Here is a 15,945-nt window from a genome sequence, read left to right on the forward strand (position 1 = left end):
CTCACCTGACTGCTCACCCACCGGCGAAGGGCGGGAGCACCTCCACGGTCGCGCCCTCGCCGAGGACCACCTCGCCGTGGGGCCGCTTGCCCACCGGGGAGCCGTCCACGAGGAACGAGCATCTTCGCACGACCCGTGCCAGCTCTGACCGATTTTGTGTGATTTTGGTCATGAGTTCACCAAGAGTGACCGCTTCGAACGGTTCCTCGGCCACTCCTGCCGCTTCCTTGGCAGCCGCCCAATAACGCACTTTTCCCGTGGCCATACCGTGCCTCACAATCCTTTCCCCACTATTGTGCGTCGCCCTTAACGAGCTTGTTCCAGGAGACGCGCTGTTCACCTGCTGGACGCGCAATGGACGCGACTTACTCGTGGGATATCCTCGCCTACAGGACCTGGGCGACGTAGCCCCCGGGTCCTTGCGTGTTTGAGGAGGCCGTAATGAGCAACCTGCTCCTGCTGACCAACGCCCTCGAGCCGTCCGCCGAGGTGCTACCGGCGCTGGGGTTGCTGCTCCACTCGGTCCGCGTCGCCCCGGCGGAGGCATCCGCCCTCATCGACACCCCTCCCGCCGACGCCGTCATCGTCGATGCGCGCAAGGAGCTCGTGCAGGCCAAGAGCCTGTGCCGGTTGATCCGCACCACCGGCATCGACTGCCCCCTCCTGGTGATCGTGACCGAGGGCGGGCTCGCCGCGATGACCGCCGAATGGGGCGTGGACGACGTGCTGCTCGACAGCGCCGGGCCGGCCGAGGTGGAGGCACGGCTGCGCATGGCCACCGGCCGCATCTCGCAGGCCGCGACGGAGGACGTGCCCGACGAGATCCGCAGCGGCGACCTGTCGATCGACGAGGCCACCTACACCGCGCGGCTGCGCGGGCGCGTGCTCGACCTCACGTTCAAGGAGTTCGAGCTGCTCAAGTACCTCGCCCAGCACCCCGGCAGGGTCTTCACCCGCGCCCAGCTGCTGCAGGAGGTCTGGGGCTACGACTACTTCGGCGGCACCAGGACGGTCGACGTGCACGTGCGGCGGCTGCGCGCCAAGCTGGGCACGGAGTACGAGTCGCTGATCGGCACGGTGCGCAACGTCGGCTACCGTTTCGTGCCCGACCGCACCGACACCGCCAACGTCTGATTGACAGCGGGTTCCCGCTGCGCTCCACTGATGTGACAAGTCGTCGTACGCGCCGTCGCGCTGCTGTCATGTCGAGGACACCGCCGTCCTGAAGGGGTGGTGTCCGGGTGGGCCTTTTCAGATCGCTGGTCGACGAGGGCGCCCGCCCGCGCGTCTACCACCGCAACGAGATGATGTGCTCGCCGTCGCGGGCCGACCACAACGTCTACCTCATCGACTCGGGCTACGCCCGCGAGTACACCCCGGCGGGCGGGCGCGAGGCCCTGCACGACCTGCGGGGCGCCGGCGACCTCGTCGGCGAGCTGGCCTTCTGGAGCCCCGCCGACCGGGTCAGGGTGGACGCGCTGACCGAGGTGCGCGTCTGGCCCATCGACCTGCGGCGGCTGCGCGAGCACGCCTCCGCCGGCCCGGCCGTGGCGACCGCGCTGGTGCAGGAGCTGTTCGCCAGGAACGTGGCCGCGCGCAGGCACGAGGCGCTGGCCCGCGCCCCCGTGGCCGCCCGGCTGGCCGTGTGGCTGCTGCACCTGGACGAGCGTTACGAGCTGGGCTCCGACCAGGCGCCGCCGCTGACCATGGAGACGCTGGCCGGCCTGGTGGGCAGCTCCGCCGACGTGGTGCAGCGCCAGATCACGCAGTGGACGCAGCGCCGCTGGCTGGTCCGGCTGCGCTACCGGCGGCTGCGGATCGCCGACCCCTCCGCGCTGCGGGCCGCCGCCGGGAGCTGGGAGCACCTGTCGGCGCCGTGGGCCGGGCGGGTGACGCCGTTCCTGATCCGGCCGGCCGGACCCGCCGAGCCCCTGCCGGTGGGCGAGGTGCCCAAGCCGCGCCAGCTCCCCGCCGACATGCCGGACTTCATCGGGCGGCAGCAGAGCCTGGACCTGCTCACCGCCTGGCTGGAGCGGCCCAGGCGGACGAACACGATGGTCGTGCAGGGCCTGCCGGGCGTGGGCAAGACCGCGCTGGTGACGCACTGGGGCCATCTGCACGCCGAGCGGTTCCCCGACGGGCAGATCGTGATCGACCTGCGCGGGCAGTCGCCGAGCCAGCCGCCGATGAGCACCGTCGAGGCCCTCGGCCAGATCCTGCGCTCGCTCGGCATCGGCGAGCCCGCCTCCGACGAGGCCGAGCTGATGCTGCTGTACCGCAGCAGGATCGCCGGGCGCCGGCTGCTGCTCATCCTCGACAACGCCGCCGACCCCGCGCAGGTGCGGGCCCTGCTGCCCGGCAGCAAGGACTGCGTGGTGCTGGTCACCAGCAGGACGCGGATGGCGCCGCTGCGCGCCACCGGGCACGCCGACCTGATGGATCTGCTCGTGCTCGACCCGGGCAACGCGGTGGCGCTGCTGGTCGCGGTGCTCGGCGAGGACTCGCCGCGGGCCGCCGACCGCGACGCGCTGGCCGAGCTGGCGCGGGTGTGCTCCTACCACCCGTTCGCGCTGCGGATCTCGGCGGCCAAGCTGGCCGAGAACCCCGGGCTCAGCGTGCAGTCCCGGGCGCAGGAGCTGCGCCGGCCCGACCGGCGGCTGGTGGGCGATCCCGAGGAGGCGTTCACGCAGGCGCTCAACCTGGCGTACGAGTCGCTGAGCCCGGCGCAGCGGCGGGCGTTCCGGCACGTCGGGCTGCTGCCGGGGCGCGACTTCACGCCCGAGGTGCTGGCGGCGGCGCTGGGCGTGCCGGTGGCCGAGGCGGTGGTCGCGGTGGAGGGGCTGCACCGGGCGTACCTGGTGGAGCCGCTGCCCGGGCCGCGCTACCGGGTGCACGACCTGGTCAAGCGGCTGGCCAGGGAGCTGGGCAGGCACGCGGAGGCGGGGGTGCGGGAGGCCAGGGCGCGGCTGCTCGACCACTACCTGGCGGTGGCGACCGACCCGGCGACGCCGCGCGAGTGGTTCGAGGCCGAGCGGCGCTCGCTGGTCTCGGCCGTGCGGCTGGCCGGGGAGAGCGGCGCGCACGGCATGGCCTGGCGGCTGGCCGAGGCCGTGTTCGAGCCGTTCAGGCGGCTGCGGTTCTACGAGAACAACCTGGAGGTGCAGCAGGGCGGGCTGACCTCGGCGATGCAGGTGAGCAACCGGCGGGCCATCGCGCTCATGCGCAGCCGCCTGGGCACCCTCCACCGGGACATCGGGCCCTCCACGCTGGCGGCCAGGCTGATCGGCGAGGCGCTGGCGGACTTCGCCGAGCTCGGCGACCGCGAGGGCCAGGCGCGGGCGCTGAACGAGCTGGCCGAGGTGCACGGCATCGCGGGCAACAGCGAGGACGCGCTGCGCTACGCCGGCGAGGCGCTGGAGCTCTACAGGGCGATCGACGACCCGGCGGGGGTGGCGAGCTGCCTGCACACGCTGTCGCGGCTGCACCTGTCGCAGGAGCGGTACGAGCTGGCCCTGCACCACGCCGGCCAGGCCCTCGACGTCCGCGAGGAGCTCGGAGACCGGCGCGGCACCGCGCAGAGCCTGATCATCCTGGCCACCGTGCAGCGCAACCTGGGTGAGCCGAACGCCGCGCTGTCGGAGGGCCTGGAAGCGCTGTCGATCTGCCACGAGCTCGGCGACGAGCACGCCGAGGCCGAGACGCTGCTATGCCTGGCCGAGATCTACGACCTGCTCAGGCTCCCGCACGACGCCCGGCGCGACGCCGAGCGGGCGCTGGCCGGCTACACCGCGACCGGCGACCAGTACGGCTGCGGCCGGGCCCTGTGCGCGCTCGGCCGCATCGCGCGCAACGGCTCCCGCTACGACGAGGCCCTGTCCTACTACGAGCAGGCCCTGACCGTGCAGGTCGAGCTCCACCACGAGCAGGGCAAGGCCGAGACGCTCGGCGACATCGGGCTGGTGCACTGGCGGCTGTCGGACTACCTGCTGGCCGACGACTACCTGAGCCAGGCGCTGGCGATCAGCCGGGTGATCCGCGACGGGCCCATCGAGGCCCGCATGCTGAACCGGCTCGCGCGGGTGCGGCGGCGTCAGGGGCGGCCGCAGGTGGCCTTCGTGTACGCGCTCGAAGCCCTGGACATTGTGCAGGGCCTGGGGAACCGGCGGGTCGAGGCCGACGTGCAGGAGACGCTGACGTACACGTACCTGTCGCTGGGGCAGCCCAAGGCGGCGCTGCGGGCGGCCAGGGCGGCGCTGATGATCAGGGAGGAGCTGCGCGACAACCGGGGCAGCGCGCTGCTGTCGATGGCGCAGGCGCTGCTCGCGGCCGGCCGGTCGGCGCAGGCGCTGGAGCCCGCCAGGGAGGCGGCCGAGCTGCAGCACGAGACCGGCACCCGCGACCGGTGGGGGGCGGCGCTCACCACGCTCGCCCTGGTGCTGCTGGACCTGGACAGGACCGACGAGGCCGTGGCGTACGCCCGGCAGGCCAGGGACGTGCACCGCGAGTGCGGGACGCGGCGGGACCTCGGGTGCGCGCTGCGGGCGCTGGGGCTGGCCTCGGCCCGGCTCGGGCACCGGTGGGCCGCCGTCTCCCATCTGCGCGAGGCCGTGCGAACCCTGGAGGAGGTCGGTGACGTCTTCGAGGCGAGGCAGGTGGCGGAGGAACTCCGGCTTCTCCACGAAATGCCGACAAAAGTCGTGAAATCTCAGGCCTGAGGTCGCAGATCTTCTCCGGACACTCCCGTTAGCTGGTGACACCAGCTACTCCAGCGGAGGTGATCCGGATGCTCAAGAACCATCTGCGGCGAGACCTTCAGTGGCTCAAGCGACAGGCGCGCAAGGACAGACGGATCACCGTCGGGCTGCTCGCCGGGCTCCTGGGGGCCTGGGCCCACCAGCTTCCCGCCGCCGGCGAGATCTCCGCCTCGCCGGTGCTGATGGCGATCTCGGCCGCGCTCGTCACGGGGTCCGGAGCCGCGTGGCTGCTGGCGGCGTACTTCGTCTCGCGGAGCCTGCGGGTGCGGCGGGAGCCGGCAGAGGAGCTGCGGTGGATCGCGCGGATCAGCCGGGGGAAGGAGTGGGCGTTCTGCTCGCTGAGCGCCTACGTGGCCTGGCACCTGCTGCACTTCGTGACAGCGCTGCTGCTGGGCTGACGGGCCGGCGGCGGGGTGTCACCTCAGGAACGGGGCCCGGGTGACGCCCCGCCGTCTCCGCCCAGGGCGGCGCCTTCCAGGGAGCGGACGCGGATGCCGCCGCCGGTGTGCAGGAACTGGACGATCTCCGCCGTGCGCAGCTCGGTCGTGCCGAAGTCGGTGTCGGCGTGGGTGTCGCACCACTCGACGATCTCGCGGGCGTTCGTCAGCGGGGCCGCGAAGTGCACGAGGCTGACGTACCAGAGGTCGCGGACGCGGCCGCGCTCCAGGTCCCGCACGCCGCGCGACTCCAGCGCGTGGGCGAAGCGCTTGCGGATCGTGGCCAGGGTGTCGTCCTGGGGGTGGGCGCCGACGAGGACGCCGCCCCGGTGCGGGCTCACGCCGGCCAGGCGTACCCCCGCCGGGGGCAGGCCGTCCACCGCCTCGGCGAGCGCGGCCCCGTACGCGCGGCGCGCGGGGTCGTCCTCGGGGACGTGCGTGCGGTACGGCTCCAGCGTCCTGAGCGTGACGTGCAGGGTCCGGCCTCCGTGCACCCAGTGGCCGGGGGCGTCGACGGTGGCGGCCAGCTCCGTCATGCGGTCCACGATCGCGCCCTCGGGGCGCAGCACGGCCGCGGTTCCCCACCGCATGGCGCCTTCCACCATGGGGATGTCATGAGTGGCCTCACCGGCCAGCAGGGCCGCGCGCCCCCTGGCGCGGAACTCGGCGAAATCGGACATCCGTGCAGTATGCCATGGTCAGCACCGGCCCGATCAGCGGCGACCGTCGCGGACGAGCGCGAGGAGGGCCGGCACCCAGTGGTCGCCGTAACGTTCGCGCAGCTCGGGGCGGCGCCAGTCGGCGCCGGTCACGCGGCGGCGGCAGAGCGGGGTGGCGCAGCGGCAGTCCAGCACGAAGCCGGGGTCGGCGGTGCTCGTGGCGTAGTCGCTGGTGACCTCCTCGCCCGGACCGAGGTCACGGCGGGCGGCGAGGGTGTAGGGGCCGGTCCACCACAGGTTCGGGTCGCAGCTGTGGTTGGCCTTGCCGATGGGGCTGCCGGGAGGCAGGACCAGGTGGAGGCCGGCGGTCACGGTGATCGTGCCGACGTAGGGGACCGCGGGGTCGGCGAAGAGCGACTGGAGGTGGTCCCAGGTGACCAGGCGCCCGCCCATGCGGGAGACGACGGTGCCGGCGGGGATGGCCGCCGTGGCGAACAGGCCCTCCCCCGAGATCGGTGAGGGGCGGACCTCCAGGTCGGGATGGAGCCGGCAGCCGGGCTCCGGATCTTCCAGCATCCGTCAATCCTGCCTCGGGAAGGCGGCTCTGTGCGGGCCGGTGTCGGGGTCGAACTCGTGGCGGATCCGCGCGCAGTCCTCCAGCAGCGCCCCCTGCAGCGAGCGCAGCTCCGTGTGCCGGGTCTGGTGGAACGCCACGGCCAGCCGCTGCTGCTGGTGCTCCCCGTCGTCGAGCGCGGCGCACAGGTCCTCCAGGTCCTCGCGCCGCCCGTGGCCGATCTGCAGCATGCCGAAGTCCCTGAACACGCGTGACAGCGCCGCCAGCTCGTCCGCCAGGGGCTCCGGCAGGTCCGCGCCGCGCTCGCCGGGCAGCCCGCGTACGCCGGCGATAAGGTCCACCAGCCCCCTGGCAATACCCCTGAGCTGGTGGCAGGCGTGGTCCAGGGCGGTGGCGGCCTCGGCCACCTGGCGCAGGCGGCGGTCGTAGCGGCGGCGGCGCAGCGACAGCCGGACGGACTCCGCCGCCTGCTCGGCGGCCTGCTCGGTGTCCTCCAGGCGCTGCGACAGGGCGCGCGCCCGCTCCAGCCAGTCGCCGGCCATGTCCCTGTCCCAGTCGCCGCGCAGGCCGTGCGACATGTCCTCGGCCAGGTCGGCCAGCTCGGCGGACAGGTCGCACAGCTCCTTGCCGGCCTTGTCCACGAAGCGGGGCGGCATGACCAGGAGGTTCGCCGCGATGCCGATCCCGGCGCCGAGGAGCACGTCGGCGAGGCGGGCGAAGCCGTACGTGCTGCCGAGCGCGAACACCAGCAGCCCCGTGATGGGGATCTGCACGTTCTGGGCGGGCAGGTTCAGCAGGCGCGTCAGGACCAGGCCCGCCACCACCAGCACGGCGAGCGTCACCACGTTGGCACCGATCAGCCAGATCAGCGCCGTGGCCGCGCCCACGCCGACGACCACGGCCAGGATCTGCTGGCCGCCGCGGACGAGCGTGCTGTACGCGGTGGCGGAGACCGTCAGCAGGACGCCGATGGGCACGAGCACCGGCAGGTCCACCTTGAGCACGTACGCGGCCAGCCACCAGGCCAGCGCGCACGCCCCCGTCACCTTGACCGTCTGCGCCAGCGCCTCCCGCTCCATGCGCAGCCAGCGCCCGACCCCCATGCTCCGCACGCGCGAGAGCGCCGCCGCCCCGCCCGACACGATGCGTTCGAGCGGGGAGCCGGCCACCTCGCGCCCGCGCCCCGTTTCGGTCTCCATGTCCAGTTTCTCTGCCCAGCATCGTCGCTGATAGAGCCCCCTTCGATCGGGTAGCGGCAGGGTCGCGGCAGTTGAGGAGGGGTGACACATGTCCGGCGACCTGATCGTTCCTGACGCCGCTCAGGGCATGGTGGTCTTCGTGCACGGCAGCGGCAGCAGCCGGCACAGCCCGCGCAACCGCTACGTGGCCGGCGCGCTCAACGAGGCGGGCCTGGGCACGCTGCTGTTCGACCTGCTCACGCCCGAGGAGGAGGCCGACAGGGCGAACGTCTTCGACATCGCTCTCCTGGCCGAGCGGCTGCTGGAGCGCACCGCCTGGGTGCGCGAGCAGCCCGCGTCCAAGGGCCTGCCGATCGGGTACTTCGGCGCCAGCACCGGCGCGGCGGCGGCCCTGTGGGCGGCGGCCGAGCCGGACAACGCGATCGCCGCGGTCGTCTCGCGCGGCGGGCGTCCCGACCTGGCCGGGGACCGGCTGGCGGCGGTACGCGCGCCGACCCTGCTCGTCGTGGGCGGGCGCGACCCGGTCGTGGTGGGGCTGAACGAGGAGGCGCGGCGGCGCCTGCGCGCGGAGAGCCGGATCACGGTCGTGCCGGGGGCGACGCACCTGTTCGAGGAGCCCGGCGCGCTGGAGGCCGTGGCCGGGCATGCCCGAGACTGGTTCACCACGTACTTCTCCGGACCCCGGGAGCCGATGTGAGACTGTCCGCCACCGTCCTGGAGTCGCCCGACGCGAACGCGCTGGCCGCCTTCTACCGGGCCCTGCTGGGCTGGCAGGTCAGGGAGGAGGAGCCCGGCTGGGTGATGCTCGCGCCGCCCGGCGGCGGGGCCGGGCTGTCGTTCTCGACCGACCCCCAGTACGTGCGGCCGACCTGGCCCGCGCGGCCCGGCGCGCAGCAGATGATGGCGCACCTGGACATCGAGGTGGACGACCTCGACGAGAGCAGCGCCAGGGCGGTCGAGCTGGGCGCGACCGTCGCCGGCTTCCAGCCCCAGCAGCACGTGCGCGTGCACCTCGACCCGGACGGCCATCCCTTCTGCCTCTTCCTGAACACGTAGCGGTGTTGATCGATCACATTGAAGTCATGCACGGTTTGTGCGAACGTCAGGTGCGGATGACATCCCGACTTGACGGCGGTTGCGGACGTGCCACTTCTGGAGATCGACGGGCTCACCTGGGAAACGCACGGGCTCCGGCGCCGCCTGTCGCCGGACCCGCTGACCCTCGACCCCGGCCAGACCGCCGTGGTGGTGGCCAGGGGGCCCGCGGACGCCGACGCGTTCACCGACCTCCTGCTCGGCCTGGAGATGCCCGTCGGCGGCCGGATCGGGCTCGGTGGCCAGGAGATCACCATGCGGCTGCCGGCGGAGCGCGAGGTCGGGCTGGTCCCGGCGGGCGCGGGGCTGCTGCCGCACCTGACCGTCGAGCGGAACCTGGCGCTGGCCGCCCGTGACGACCTGGCGCCGTCGTTCGTGCAGGGCCGGATCGCGTTCATGGCCAGGCGGATGGACATCCAGGGCTTCCTGCGCTCCAGGCCGCACGAGCTGGCCCACGACGAGCGGCTGAGCGTCGCGCTGGCGCGGGTCCTGTGCCGGCCGCTGCCGGTGAAGGTGATGGTGATCGAGGACCGGACGGGCTGCGGGCCGTGCCACGGGGCGGTGAGCGGGGCGCTGGGCGCCGACCCCGGGCTGGCCGTGCTCGTCGTCACCGACGACGGCACGCGGGTGGCCAGCCTCGCCTCCCCTTCGTGCATCTGGGAGATCGCCGATGTCGACGAGCCGTAGGGCGTTCCTGGCCGCCGTCCCGGCCGCGCTGGTGGCGGGCTGCGCCGGGCAGCCGCCGTTGCGGGTGGCGGTGGTGTGGAGCGGCGAGGAGTTACGCCGCTTCCTGCGCGTGGTGGACGCGTACGTGGCCCGCTACCGGCGGCCCGTCAGCGTCTACTCGGCGGGCGACAACATCAGCGCGCTGCTGCGCGGCCCCGCCGAGGACGTCATCCCCGACGTGGCGGTCATCCCCCGGCTGGGGCTGCTCTTCGACCCGCTGGTCCAGCCCCGGATCCGGCCCAGGACCGGCGGGCACGCGCAGCCGGAGTTCTGGCGGCGGCTCGTCACGCCTCACGGGAGCGGGCAGGAGCTCGGCGCCTGGTTCAAGATCGCGAACAAGTCGCTGGTGTGGCACCGCACGGGCGAGCAGTGGGCGCCGGCGAGCCTGACCGCCTGGCAGCCCCGCCCCGGCACGCTGGCGATCGGCGCGGCCGACGGGTGGGTGCTCAGCGACTGGTTCGAGAACGTGCTGCTCGCCTACGCCCCGAGGTGTACGACGGGCTCTTCCCGTCGGCGGAGCGCGGTAACCAGGCGTGGTGGGGCGTGGCCAAGGTCACCGAGGCGCTCACGCTGCTCGCCACGATCTGGCGCGAGGCGTTCACCCACGACCAGGGCCGGCGGGCACTGACCATGCAGTTCCACGACTCGATCCTCGACGTGTTCAGCTACCGCACCGCCGACGTGGTGGCCGCCCCCGACTTCGCGCTGCCCGTCATCGAGCTCTACGGCGGCCGGGACGTGGCCCGCCACTTCCCCTTCCCCCAGCACGGGAACGGGCCGTCCCCGCTGGTGGTGGGGGGTGACGTGGCGGTGGCGATGCGCGGCGGCGGGCAGGACGCCGTCGACTTCGTGAACTGGCTGACCAGGCCGCGCGCGAGCGGCGAGCGTGACGCGCTGACCGACTGGGTGGACGAGGGCGGCTTCCTGACCCCGTACAGAGCGCCGTCGCACCCGTTGCTGCGCGCGCCCGCACAGGCGCTGAGCAGGGCGGAGAACCGCCACTACGACCTGTCGGACCGGCTCATCGGCCGGCTGGAGGGCGGTGACGGGCGCGGGCTGTGGCGGGTGCTCACCGAGCTGTTCACCGACGTCACGGCGGGCACGGTCGCCCCGGCCACGGCGGCCGCCGCCGCCCGCGAGAAGATCGTGGAGGGCGCCGCCCGATGAGCGAGCAGAACGCCTTCCTGTTCGAGGTGGCCCCGCACCACGACGCCAGGGTGCCGGTGGCCGGTCAGGGGCTCAGCCGCTGGCGGGCCGCCCGCTATCTGCTGCTGGCGGTGCTGCTGTCGGCGGGCGTGATCCTGGCCCCGTTCCTGGCGACCGTGCTCATCAGCTTCTCCAGGCCCGGCGCCTGGTCCGACGTGCTGAGCGACGGCCAGGCCTGGCAGGCGGTCGGCAACTCGCTGATCTGGTGGGTGCTGGTCGTGGTGGTGTGCGCGGTGGGCCTCGGCCTGGCCTGGCTGGTCAGGAACGCCGGCCCCGCGCTCGGCCTGGTCATGCGCGTCATCCTGGTGCTGCCCGCCGTGGTCTCCCCGCTCACCACGGGAGCGATCTTCCGGCTGCTGTTCGACACCAGCCGCGAGCGCGGCATGGCCGCCGCCCTGCTGGGCAGGGACATGGCCTTCCTCGGGCCCGGCTGGATCTGGCTGGTGCTCGGGCTGGCCTTCGTCTGGCAGTACGCCGGCGTCGCGTTCCTGGTCTTCCACGAGGCCCTGGCCCGGCTGCCGTCGAGCCTGCTGCGCATGGCCAGGGCGTTCGGCGTGGGGCGGCGGCGCCGGCTCTGGTCCGTGGTGCTGCCCGCTTTGGCCGGGCCGGCCGCGCTGGCGTACCTGTTCGCGCTGGTGGCGGCGGCCCGCGTGTTCGACCTGGTGCTGATGGGGGTGCCGGGGTCGACGCAGGCGCTGGTGGAGGGCGGCGGGCTGTACTGGTGGCGGCACAACGACGATCTGGGCGACGCCGGGGCCGCGGCGCTGGCCGTGCTGATGTCCCTGCTGGTGGCGGGGCTGGCCTCGCCGGCGCTGCTCGGCCTGCGCGGGCGGGTGAGCTGGGCGGACCCGGCTCCGGCGGCGCGCCCGCCGGCCGATCGGGGCCGGCGGTTGTGGCCGCTCGGCGGCGCGGTGTCGGTGTTGTGGCTGCTGCCGTTCGCGGCGCTGCTGCTCACGTCACTGCGCGAGCCGACCGCCGCCGCGCGGACCGGGTGGTGGAACGGCGAGCCGTGGACGCTCGGCTCGTACGCGGAGGCCCTGTCCGACAGCGCATTCACCGGGGCGCTCGGCACCACGTTCCTGCGGGCCGTCGCGGTGGTGTGCGTGGTGCTGCTGGCCGCGGTGCCGGCCGCGTACGTGCTGGCCCACGAGCACCTGCTGCCCCGCCGCGCCTGGCGGCCCGTCCTGCTGGTGTCGGTGGCCCTGGCGGCGCTGCCGCCGCAGGCGTTCGCCGTGCCGCTGCAGCGCTGGCTGAGCCCGGTCGGCACCCCGCTCGCGCTGACCATCGTGCACGCGGCGCTGGTGATGCCGCTGGCGGTGCTGGTGCTGCACAACGCGTTCGTCCGGGTGCCCGCCCCCATGCTCGCGCGAGACCGCTGGGAGCTGTTCCACGTGGTACGCGAGGCGCGCCCGGCCGTGGTGCTGGCCGGGGTGCTGGCGTTCGTGCTGGTCTGGAACGACGCGGTCGTCGGGCTGCTGCTCAACTGGCCGTCGGGCGACCACCTGCCGCTGATCCTGCTGGAGCAGGCCCGCCACTTCATGAGCGCCGCGAGCCCGCTGGCGGCGCAGGCCGTGATCGCCACGGCGGTGCCCGTGCTGGTGCTGGCCGTGACCGGGCGCCGGCTCTACAGGGGGCTGACCCGGGGGGTGCGCCGGTGACGGACATCTCGCGCAGGGAGCGGCTGAGCTTCCGGCTGTCGCGCCTGTACCGGCGGGCCGCCGCGCACCTGCCCGAACTGGGGGTCGGCGGGGTGCTCACGGTGGGCGGCACGATCCTGATCCTCCAGGAGGAGCTGATCAAGCAGCTCATCGGCGGGCTGCCGACCTGGCTGCTGATCGTCCTCGTCCTGGTGGTGCCGGTCGTGGCCGGCGTGCTCACCTACCTGGTCCGCCGCCGCCGCGAGCCCGCGCCCCGCCCGGTCCTGGCGCCCATGCCGTTCCCCGACCGGATCGACGGCCTCGTGGGCAGGGACGCCGAGCTGCGGCGGATCAAGGACGAGGCCCTGGAGCGCGGGATCGTCGTCGTGCACGGCGGCATCGGCATGGGCACGTCCACCGTGGCCATCCAGGCGGGGTGGGACCTGGCGGGCGAGGCGCGCAAGCAGCGCTACGCCGACCTGCGCGGCCCCGACAGGGACCGTCCGGAGACGCCGCTGAGCGTGGCCCAGCGGGTGCTGCGCACGCTGAACCGCCCGCCGGGCGGCATCCAGGAGGCCCAGGACGCGACCGCGCAGGTGATCGAGGCGCTCACCGGCACGGGCTGCGTGCTGCTGCTGGACAACGTCAGCTCGTGGAGCCAGGTCGAATGGCTGCCGACCCGGGTGCCGGGCGCGCACATCGTGGTGGCGGGCACGCTCACCGACACGCCTCCGCAGCACGTCGAGCCCATCCAGCTCGGCCCGCTCGCCCCCGACGCGGGTCAGGCGCTGCTGGCCCGCCACATCGGCGTCGAGCGGGTCTCCCACGACGTGAAGGCGCTGGAGCTGCTGGTCGACGTCTGCCTGGGCAGCCCGCTGGAGATCGTCAGGGTCGGCCGCTGGCTGGCGGGCAATCCGAGCGTGCCGCTCCAGACGCTGGTGGACGACCTGCGGAGCCTGTCCGTCTCCGACACGCTCGACTTCGTCCTCGACCTCAGCGTCAAGCAGCTCAGGCCGACGGCCAAGCAGCTCTTCGTGCTGCTGGCCGGGCTGCCGATCGCGGAGGTGGACCACCAGGCCGCCGCCGCGCTGCTCGGCGTGCCGTCCGCCGCGGACGCGATCACGGAGCTGGCCGATCTCGGGCTGGTGGAGAACGTGCGGATGACGCGCGTCAGGGTGTCGAGCGCGTTCCGCGGCGGCGGCGCCGAGGGCACGCCGAGGGAGGCCGCGCGCGAGGTGGCGGCCTGGCGGCGGCTGGTCGAGCACTTCGCCGAGCAGGCCGGCTCGTACGCCGGGCGGCTGCCCGCCGAGGAGGCCAGGACCTGGTTCGCAATGGAGGACCGGGTGCTGCTGCAGGTGCTGGCCCGCAAGGCGCCCGCGCCCAGGACCGGGCGCGCGCTCGCGCGGATCGCGGACGCGCTGGAGACCTGGTTCCGGCTCGAACAGCGGCACGAGGACCGGCTGCGCGCGGCGGCGGAGCTGGCCAGGGCCGCCGAGGCGCTCGGGGACGAGCCGGTGCAGGCCACGGCCGAGCTGCGCCAGTGCGCGATCCTGCTCACCTCGGGAGACCCGCGCAAGGCGCGCCAGCACTTCAACCGCTCGGCGGCGCTGCGCGTCAGGGTCGAGTCGTGGCCGGCGGACCTGCACCTGGCGCACGCGGCGATCCTGCTGGCCGGGGGTGACGAGTTCACCGCCGTCGAGTCCGCCCTCGTCCGGTACGGGCAGGCGCTGGCCGGCGGCGACGTCCTCGGCCAGGCCATCCGGCTGGCGAACGTGGCGGCGCTGCTCATGCGCAGGGGCCAGACGCTCGACCACGAAGGGCGCGGCCCCGAGGCCCGCCGCCTGCACGCCAACGCCAGGGTGGTGCTGTTCCAGGCGCTCGACCTGGCGCGGCGGGCCGGCGAGCCCGCGACCGAGGCGCACGCCCGCGAGCTGCTCGCCCTGACCCACCACTACCTGGGCCAGAGCCACGACGCCGGCCTCCACCTGGACGAGGCCGAGCGGCTCTACGCCGGGGCGGCGGACGAGCTCGGGCGGGCGCGCTGCCTGGTGCACCGGGCCGGGATCATGCTGGAGGATCCCGGCCACGCGCCGGACGCGGTGGTGGCGCTGCTGGAGGAGGCCGAGCCGCGGCTGCCCGCGGCCGGCGTGAGCACCGCGCTGGCCCACCTGCACCTGGGCCGGTTGCGGCGGGAGCGCGCCGCGGAGCACCAGGAGGCGGGGCTGGCGGCCCTGTCACCCTGGGACGGGATCGCCGAGCCCAAGCAGGTCAGCGAGCTGCGGGCGCTGTTATTGGCCCTGTGAGCCGGCCCAGTGCGTTGGCCTTGTGCGTTGGCCTTGTGCGTTGGCCCTGTGCGTTGGCCATGTGCAGTCGTCAGACGGCCACTGTCGCGAGCGTCCTCCCGTCGAAGGTCTGGATGGTGAAGTGGTTCAGCTCCGACTGCGGGAGGCTGGTGCCGCCGTGCAGGAGCAGCGGGTCGGGTGAGCCGGGCACGCCGTACCCCTTCTCGGGCACGCCCCAGCTCGCGACGACCTCCGAGCGCCCGTCGTCACCGACCGCCATGAGCCGGCACTGCAGCGGGCCCTTGACGCCCTTGAGCTCCAGCGCGACGTGGGTGCCCCAGCCCTTGTCCTCCACGCCGACGAGCCCGGACACGCCGGTGGCCGGGTCGCTGATGGGGTAGGTGCGGCCGGTCATGAGCAGGGCGCGGGCCGGGCTGTGGATGCTGTCGGGGTTGGGGCCGCTGGTGAAGGAGCTGACGCCGAGGAAGACGCCGGCCGCGACCACGAGGCACGCGGCGGCGGTCATGAGGCCGCGGTGGAGGCTGCGGCGCCTGCGCTCCTTGGCGGCGCGGTGGACCAGGAGGGACTCCACCTGCGGGTCCGGCGGGTGGGGCAGCAGGTCGTCCGGGTGGACGCCCTTGATCAGCTCGCCCATCGCGGCGAACGACCCCACTTCCGACGCGCAGTTCCCGCAGCCGTCGAGATGGCGCTCGAAGGCGGCCCGCTCCTCCTCGCTGAGCAGGCCGAGCGCGTACGCGGCCACGTCCTCGTGGTGTACCTCTGTCATGGCGCCACCCCCCTGTCATCGTGACGCACCTGGATCACGGCAGCGTCACCCCCCTTTCCTCCAGCGCGACCCGTAAGGCGCGCATGGCGTAGTACACGCGGGACTTCACCGTGCCCACGGGCACGCCGATCGTCTCCGCCGCCTCCTGGACGGTGCGGTCCAGGAGGAACGTCTCGGTGAGCACCTGCCGGTGCGCCGGGGAGAGCGACATCATCGCGTCGGTCACGACGATCTCCCGCAGGAGCTGCTCGTCCTCGGCCGCCACGGGCATGACGCGTTCGGGGATGTCCTCGACCGTGTCGAGGGGGCGGGAGCCGGAGCGGCGGCGGTTGTCGATGACGACCCGCCGCGCGACCGTGGCCAGCCAGGGCATCAGCGAACCGGACTCCGTACGCAGGTCGTGGAGGTTGCGCCAGGCTCGGACCAGGGTCTCCTGGACGACGTCCTCGGCCCAGCGGCGATCGCCGCCCGTCAGCCTGATGGCGAAGGCCATCAGGGGGGCGCCGTATTCGCGGTAGAGGGCTCTGACCATGGCCTCGTCGGTTACGCGGTGAGTCACTCCGGGGCTCCTCGCGCAGCGGATATCATC

General features: G+C 73.7%; 16 protein-coding genes. 10 read left to right on the forward strand and 6 right to left on the reverse strand.

What is annotated here, in order from left to right:
* Positions 1–13 precede the first annotated feature (13 nt).
* Positions 14–265 carry a MoaD/ThiS family protein gene (locus AB0I79_RS52470; protein WP_253753138.1) on the reverse strand — a complete coding sequence of 84 codons (252 nt, stop codon included), beginning with the start codon at positions 263–265 and terminating at the stop codon, positions 14–16.
* A gap of 176 nt (positions 266–441) precedes the next feature.
* On the opposite strand from AB0I79_RS52470, the gene AB0I79_RS52475 reads away from it, so the two are divergent.
* The 3 genes from AB0I79_RS52475 to AB0I79_RS52485 all read left to right on the forward strand — a co-directional run bounded on the left by AB0I79_RS52475 (position 442) and on the right by AB0I79_RS52485 (position 5,152).
* A complete protein-coding gene (locus AB0I79_RS52475) occupies positions 442–1,134 on the forward strand; it encodes a response regulator transcription factor (protein WP_357891132.1) in 693 nt (230 codons plus the stop codon).
* 107 nt (positions 1,135–1,241) lie between these two features.
* Positions 1,242–4,715 carry a tetratricopeptide repeat protein gene (locus AB0I79_RS52480; RefSeq protein ID WP_357891135.1) on the forward strand — a complete coding sequence of 1,158 codons (3,474 nt, stop codon included), beginning with the start codon at positions 1,242–1,244 and terminating at the stop codon, positions 4,713–4,715.
* 68 nt (positions 4,716–4,783) lie between these two features.
* Positions 4,784–5,152 (forward strand): hypothetical protein, encoded by a 369-nt coding sequence (locus tag AB0I79_RS52485; protein WP_357891138.1) that lies wholly within the window; start codon positions 4,784–4,786, stop codon positions 5,150–5,152.
* Between the two features lie 23 nt (positions 5,153–5,175).
* Here the strand turns inward: AB0I79_RS52485 and AB0I79_RS52490 are convergent, their stop codons facing one another.
* Genes AB0I79_RS52490 through AB0I79_RS52500 form a run of 3 tightly spaced genes read right to left on the reverse strand, consistent with a single transcriptional unit; the run spans position 5,176 to position 7,623 of the window.
* Positions 5,176–5,871 carry a hypothetical protein gene (locus tag AB0I79_RS52490; protein ID WP_357891141.1) on the reverse strand — a complete coding sequence of 232 codons (696 nt, stop codon included), beginning with the start codon at positions 5,869–5,871 and terminating at the stop codon, positions 5,176–5,178.
* Between the two features lie 33 nt (positions 5,872–5,904).
* The gene (locus tag AB0I79_RS52495) at positions 5,905–6,426 is read right to left on the reverse strand and encodes an SET domain-containing protein-lysine N-methyltransferase (RefSeq protein ID WP_357891144.1); all 522 of its coding nucleotides are present in this window, start codon (positions 6,424–6,426) and stop codon (positions 5,905–5,907) included.
* Positions 6,427–6,429: 3 nt separating this feature from the next.
* Entirely contained in the window at positions 6,430–7,623 is a 1,194-nt protein-coding gene (locus tag AB0I79_RS52500; RefSeq protein ID WP_357891147.1) for an FUSC family protein, read from the reverse strand.
* 88 nt (positions 7,624–7,711) lie between these two features.
* On the opposite strand from AB0I79_RS52500, the gene AB0I79_RS52505 reads away from it, so the two are divergent.
* The 7 genes from AB0I79_RS52505 to AB0I79_RS52535 all read left to right on the forward strand — a co-directional run bounded on the left by AB0I79_RS52505 (position 7,712) and on the right by AB0I79_RS52535 (position 14,590).
* On the forward strand, positions 7,712–8,320 hold the full coding sequence (locus tag AB0I79_RS52505; protein WP_357891150.1) for an alpha/beta hydrolase: 609 nt from the start codon (positions 7,712–7,714) through the stop codon (positions 8,318–8,320).
* Positions 8,317–8,679, forward strand: coding sequence for a VOC family protein (locus tag AB0I79_RS52510; protein ID WP_357891153.1), 363 nt, complete (start codon positions 8,317–8,319; stop codon positions 8,677–8,679). Before AB0I79_RS52505 ends, AB0I79_RS52510 begins: the two co-directional genes overlap by 4 nt.
* Positions 8,680–8,748: 69 nt before the next feature.
* Positions 8,749–9,405: an ATP-binding cassette domain-containing protein gene (locus tag AB0I79_RS52515; protein ID WP_357891156.1), complete on the forward strand. Its 657-nt coding sequence runs from the start codon at positions 8,749–8,751 to the stop codon at positions 9,403–9,405.
* Positions 9,389–10,072 carry a hypothetical protein gene (locus AB0I79_RS52520; protein ID WP_357891159.1) on the forward strand — a complete coding sequence of 228 codons (684 nt, stop codon included), beginning with the start codon at positions 9,389–9,391 and terminating at the stop codon, positions 10,070–10,072. Before AB0I79_RS52515 ends, AB0I79_RS52520 begins: the two co-directional genes overlap by 17 nt.
* Positions 9,988–10,611 carry a hypothetical protein gene (locus tag AB0I79_RS52525; RefSeq protein ID WP_357891161.1) on the forward strand — a complete coding sequence of 208 codons (624 nt, stop codon included), beginning with the start codon at positions 9,988–9,990 and terminating at the stop codon, positions 10,609–10,611. Before AB0I79_RS52520 ends, AB0I79_RS52525 begins: the two co-directional genes overlap by 85 nt.
* A complete protein-coding gene (locus tag AB0I79_RS52530) occupies positions 10,608–12,308 on the forward strand; it encodes an ABC transporter permease subunit (protein WP_357891164.1) in 1,701 nt (566 codons plus the stop codon). Before AB0I79_RS52525 ends, AB0I79_RS52530 begins: the two co-directional genes overlap by 4 nt.
* On the forward strand, positions 12,305–14,590 hold the full coding sequence (locus AB0I79_RS52535; protein ID WP_357891166.1) for a hypothetical protein: 2,286 nt from the start codon (positions 12,305–12,307) through the stop codon (positions 14,588–14,590). The genes AB0I79_RS52530 and AB0I79_RS52535 overlap by 4 nt, the downstream gene beginning before the upstream one ends.
* A gap of 70 nt (positions 14,591–14,660) precedes the next feature.
* On the opposite strand, the gene AB0I79_RS52540 is transcribed toward AB0I79_RS52535, so the two are convergent.
* Both AB0I79_RS52540 and AB0I79_RS52545 read right to left on the reverse strand, forming a co-directional pair.
* A complete protein-coding gene (locus tag AB0I79_RS52540) occupies positions 14,661–15,356 on the reverse strand; it encodes a zf-HC2 domain-containing protein (protein WP_357891169.1) in 696 nt (231 codons plus the stop codon).
* 34 nt (positions 15,357–15,390) lie between these two features.
* A complete protein-coding gene (locus AB0I79_RS52545; RefSeq protein ID WP_357891201.1) occupies positions 15,391–15,888 on the reverse strand; it encodes a sigma-70 family RNA polymerase sigma factor in 498 nt (165 codons plus the stop codon).
* Positions 15,889–15,945: the final 57 nt, after the last annotated feature.

Origin of the sequence: Nonomuraea sp. NPDC050202, assembly GCF_040656115.1 — a bacterium.
In the GTDB taxonomy this organism is placed as follows: Bacteria; Actinomycetota; Actinomycetes; order Streptosporangiales; family Streptosporangiaceae; genus Nonomuraea.

Excerpts from the sequence above, each read along its gene's own strand:
- AB0I79_RS52470 (WP_253753138.1), bottom strand. The coding sequence starts at position 265 with ATGGCCACGGGAAAAGTGCGTTATTGGGCGGCTGCCAAGGAAGCGGCA.
- AB0I79_RS52475 (WP_357891132.1), top strand. The coding sequence starts at position 442 with ATGAGCAACCTGCTCCTGCTGACCAACGCCCTCGAGCCGTCCGCCGAG.
- AB0I79_RS52485 (WP_357891138.1), top strand. The coding sequence starts at position 4,784 with ATGCTCAAGAACCATCTGCGGCGAGACCTTCAGTGGCTCAAGCGACAG.
- AB0I79_RS52490 (WP_357891141.1), bottom strand. The coding sequence starts at position 5,871 with ATGTCCGATTTCGCCGAGTTCCGCGCCAGGGGGCGCGCGGCCCTGCTG.
- AB0I79_RS52495 (WP_357891144.1), bottom strand. The coding sequence starts at position 6,426 with ATGCTGGAAGATCCGGAGCCCGGCTGCCGGCTCCATCCCGACCTGGAG.
- AB0I79_RS52500 (WP_357891147.1), bottom strand. The coding sequence starts at position 7,623 with ATGGAGACCGAAACGGGGCGCGGGCGCGAGGTGGCCGGCTCCCCGCTC.
- AB0I79_RS52505 (WP_357891150.1), top strand. The coding sequence starts at position 7,712 with ATGTCCGGCGACCTGATCGTTCCTGACGCCGCTCAGGGCATGGTGGTC.
- AB0I79_RS52520 (WP_357891159.1), top strand. The coding sequence starts at position 9,389 with ATGTCGACGAGCCGTAGGGCGTTCCTGGCCGCCGTCCCGGCCGCGCTG.
- AB0I79_RS52530 (WP_357891164.1), top strand. The coding sequence starts at position 10,608 with ATGAGCGAGCAGAACGCCTTCCTGTTCGAGGTGGCCCCGCACCACGAC.
- AB0I79_RS52540 (WP_357891169.1), bottom strand. The coding sequence starts at position 15,356 with ATGACAGAGGTACACCACGAGGACGTGGCCGCGTACGCGCTCGGCCTG.
- AB0I79_RS52545 (WP_357891201.1), bottom strand. The coding sequence starts at position 15,888 with ATGGTCAGAGCCCTCTACCGCGAATACGGCGCCCCCCTGATGGCCTTC.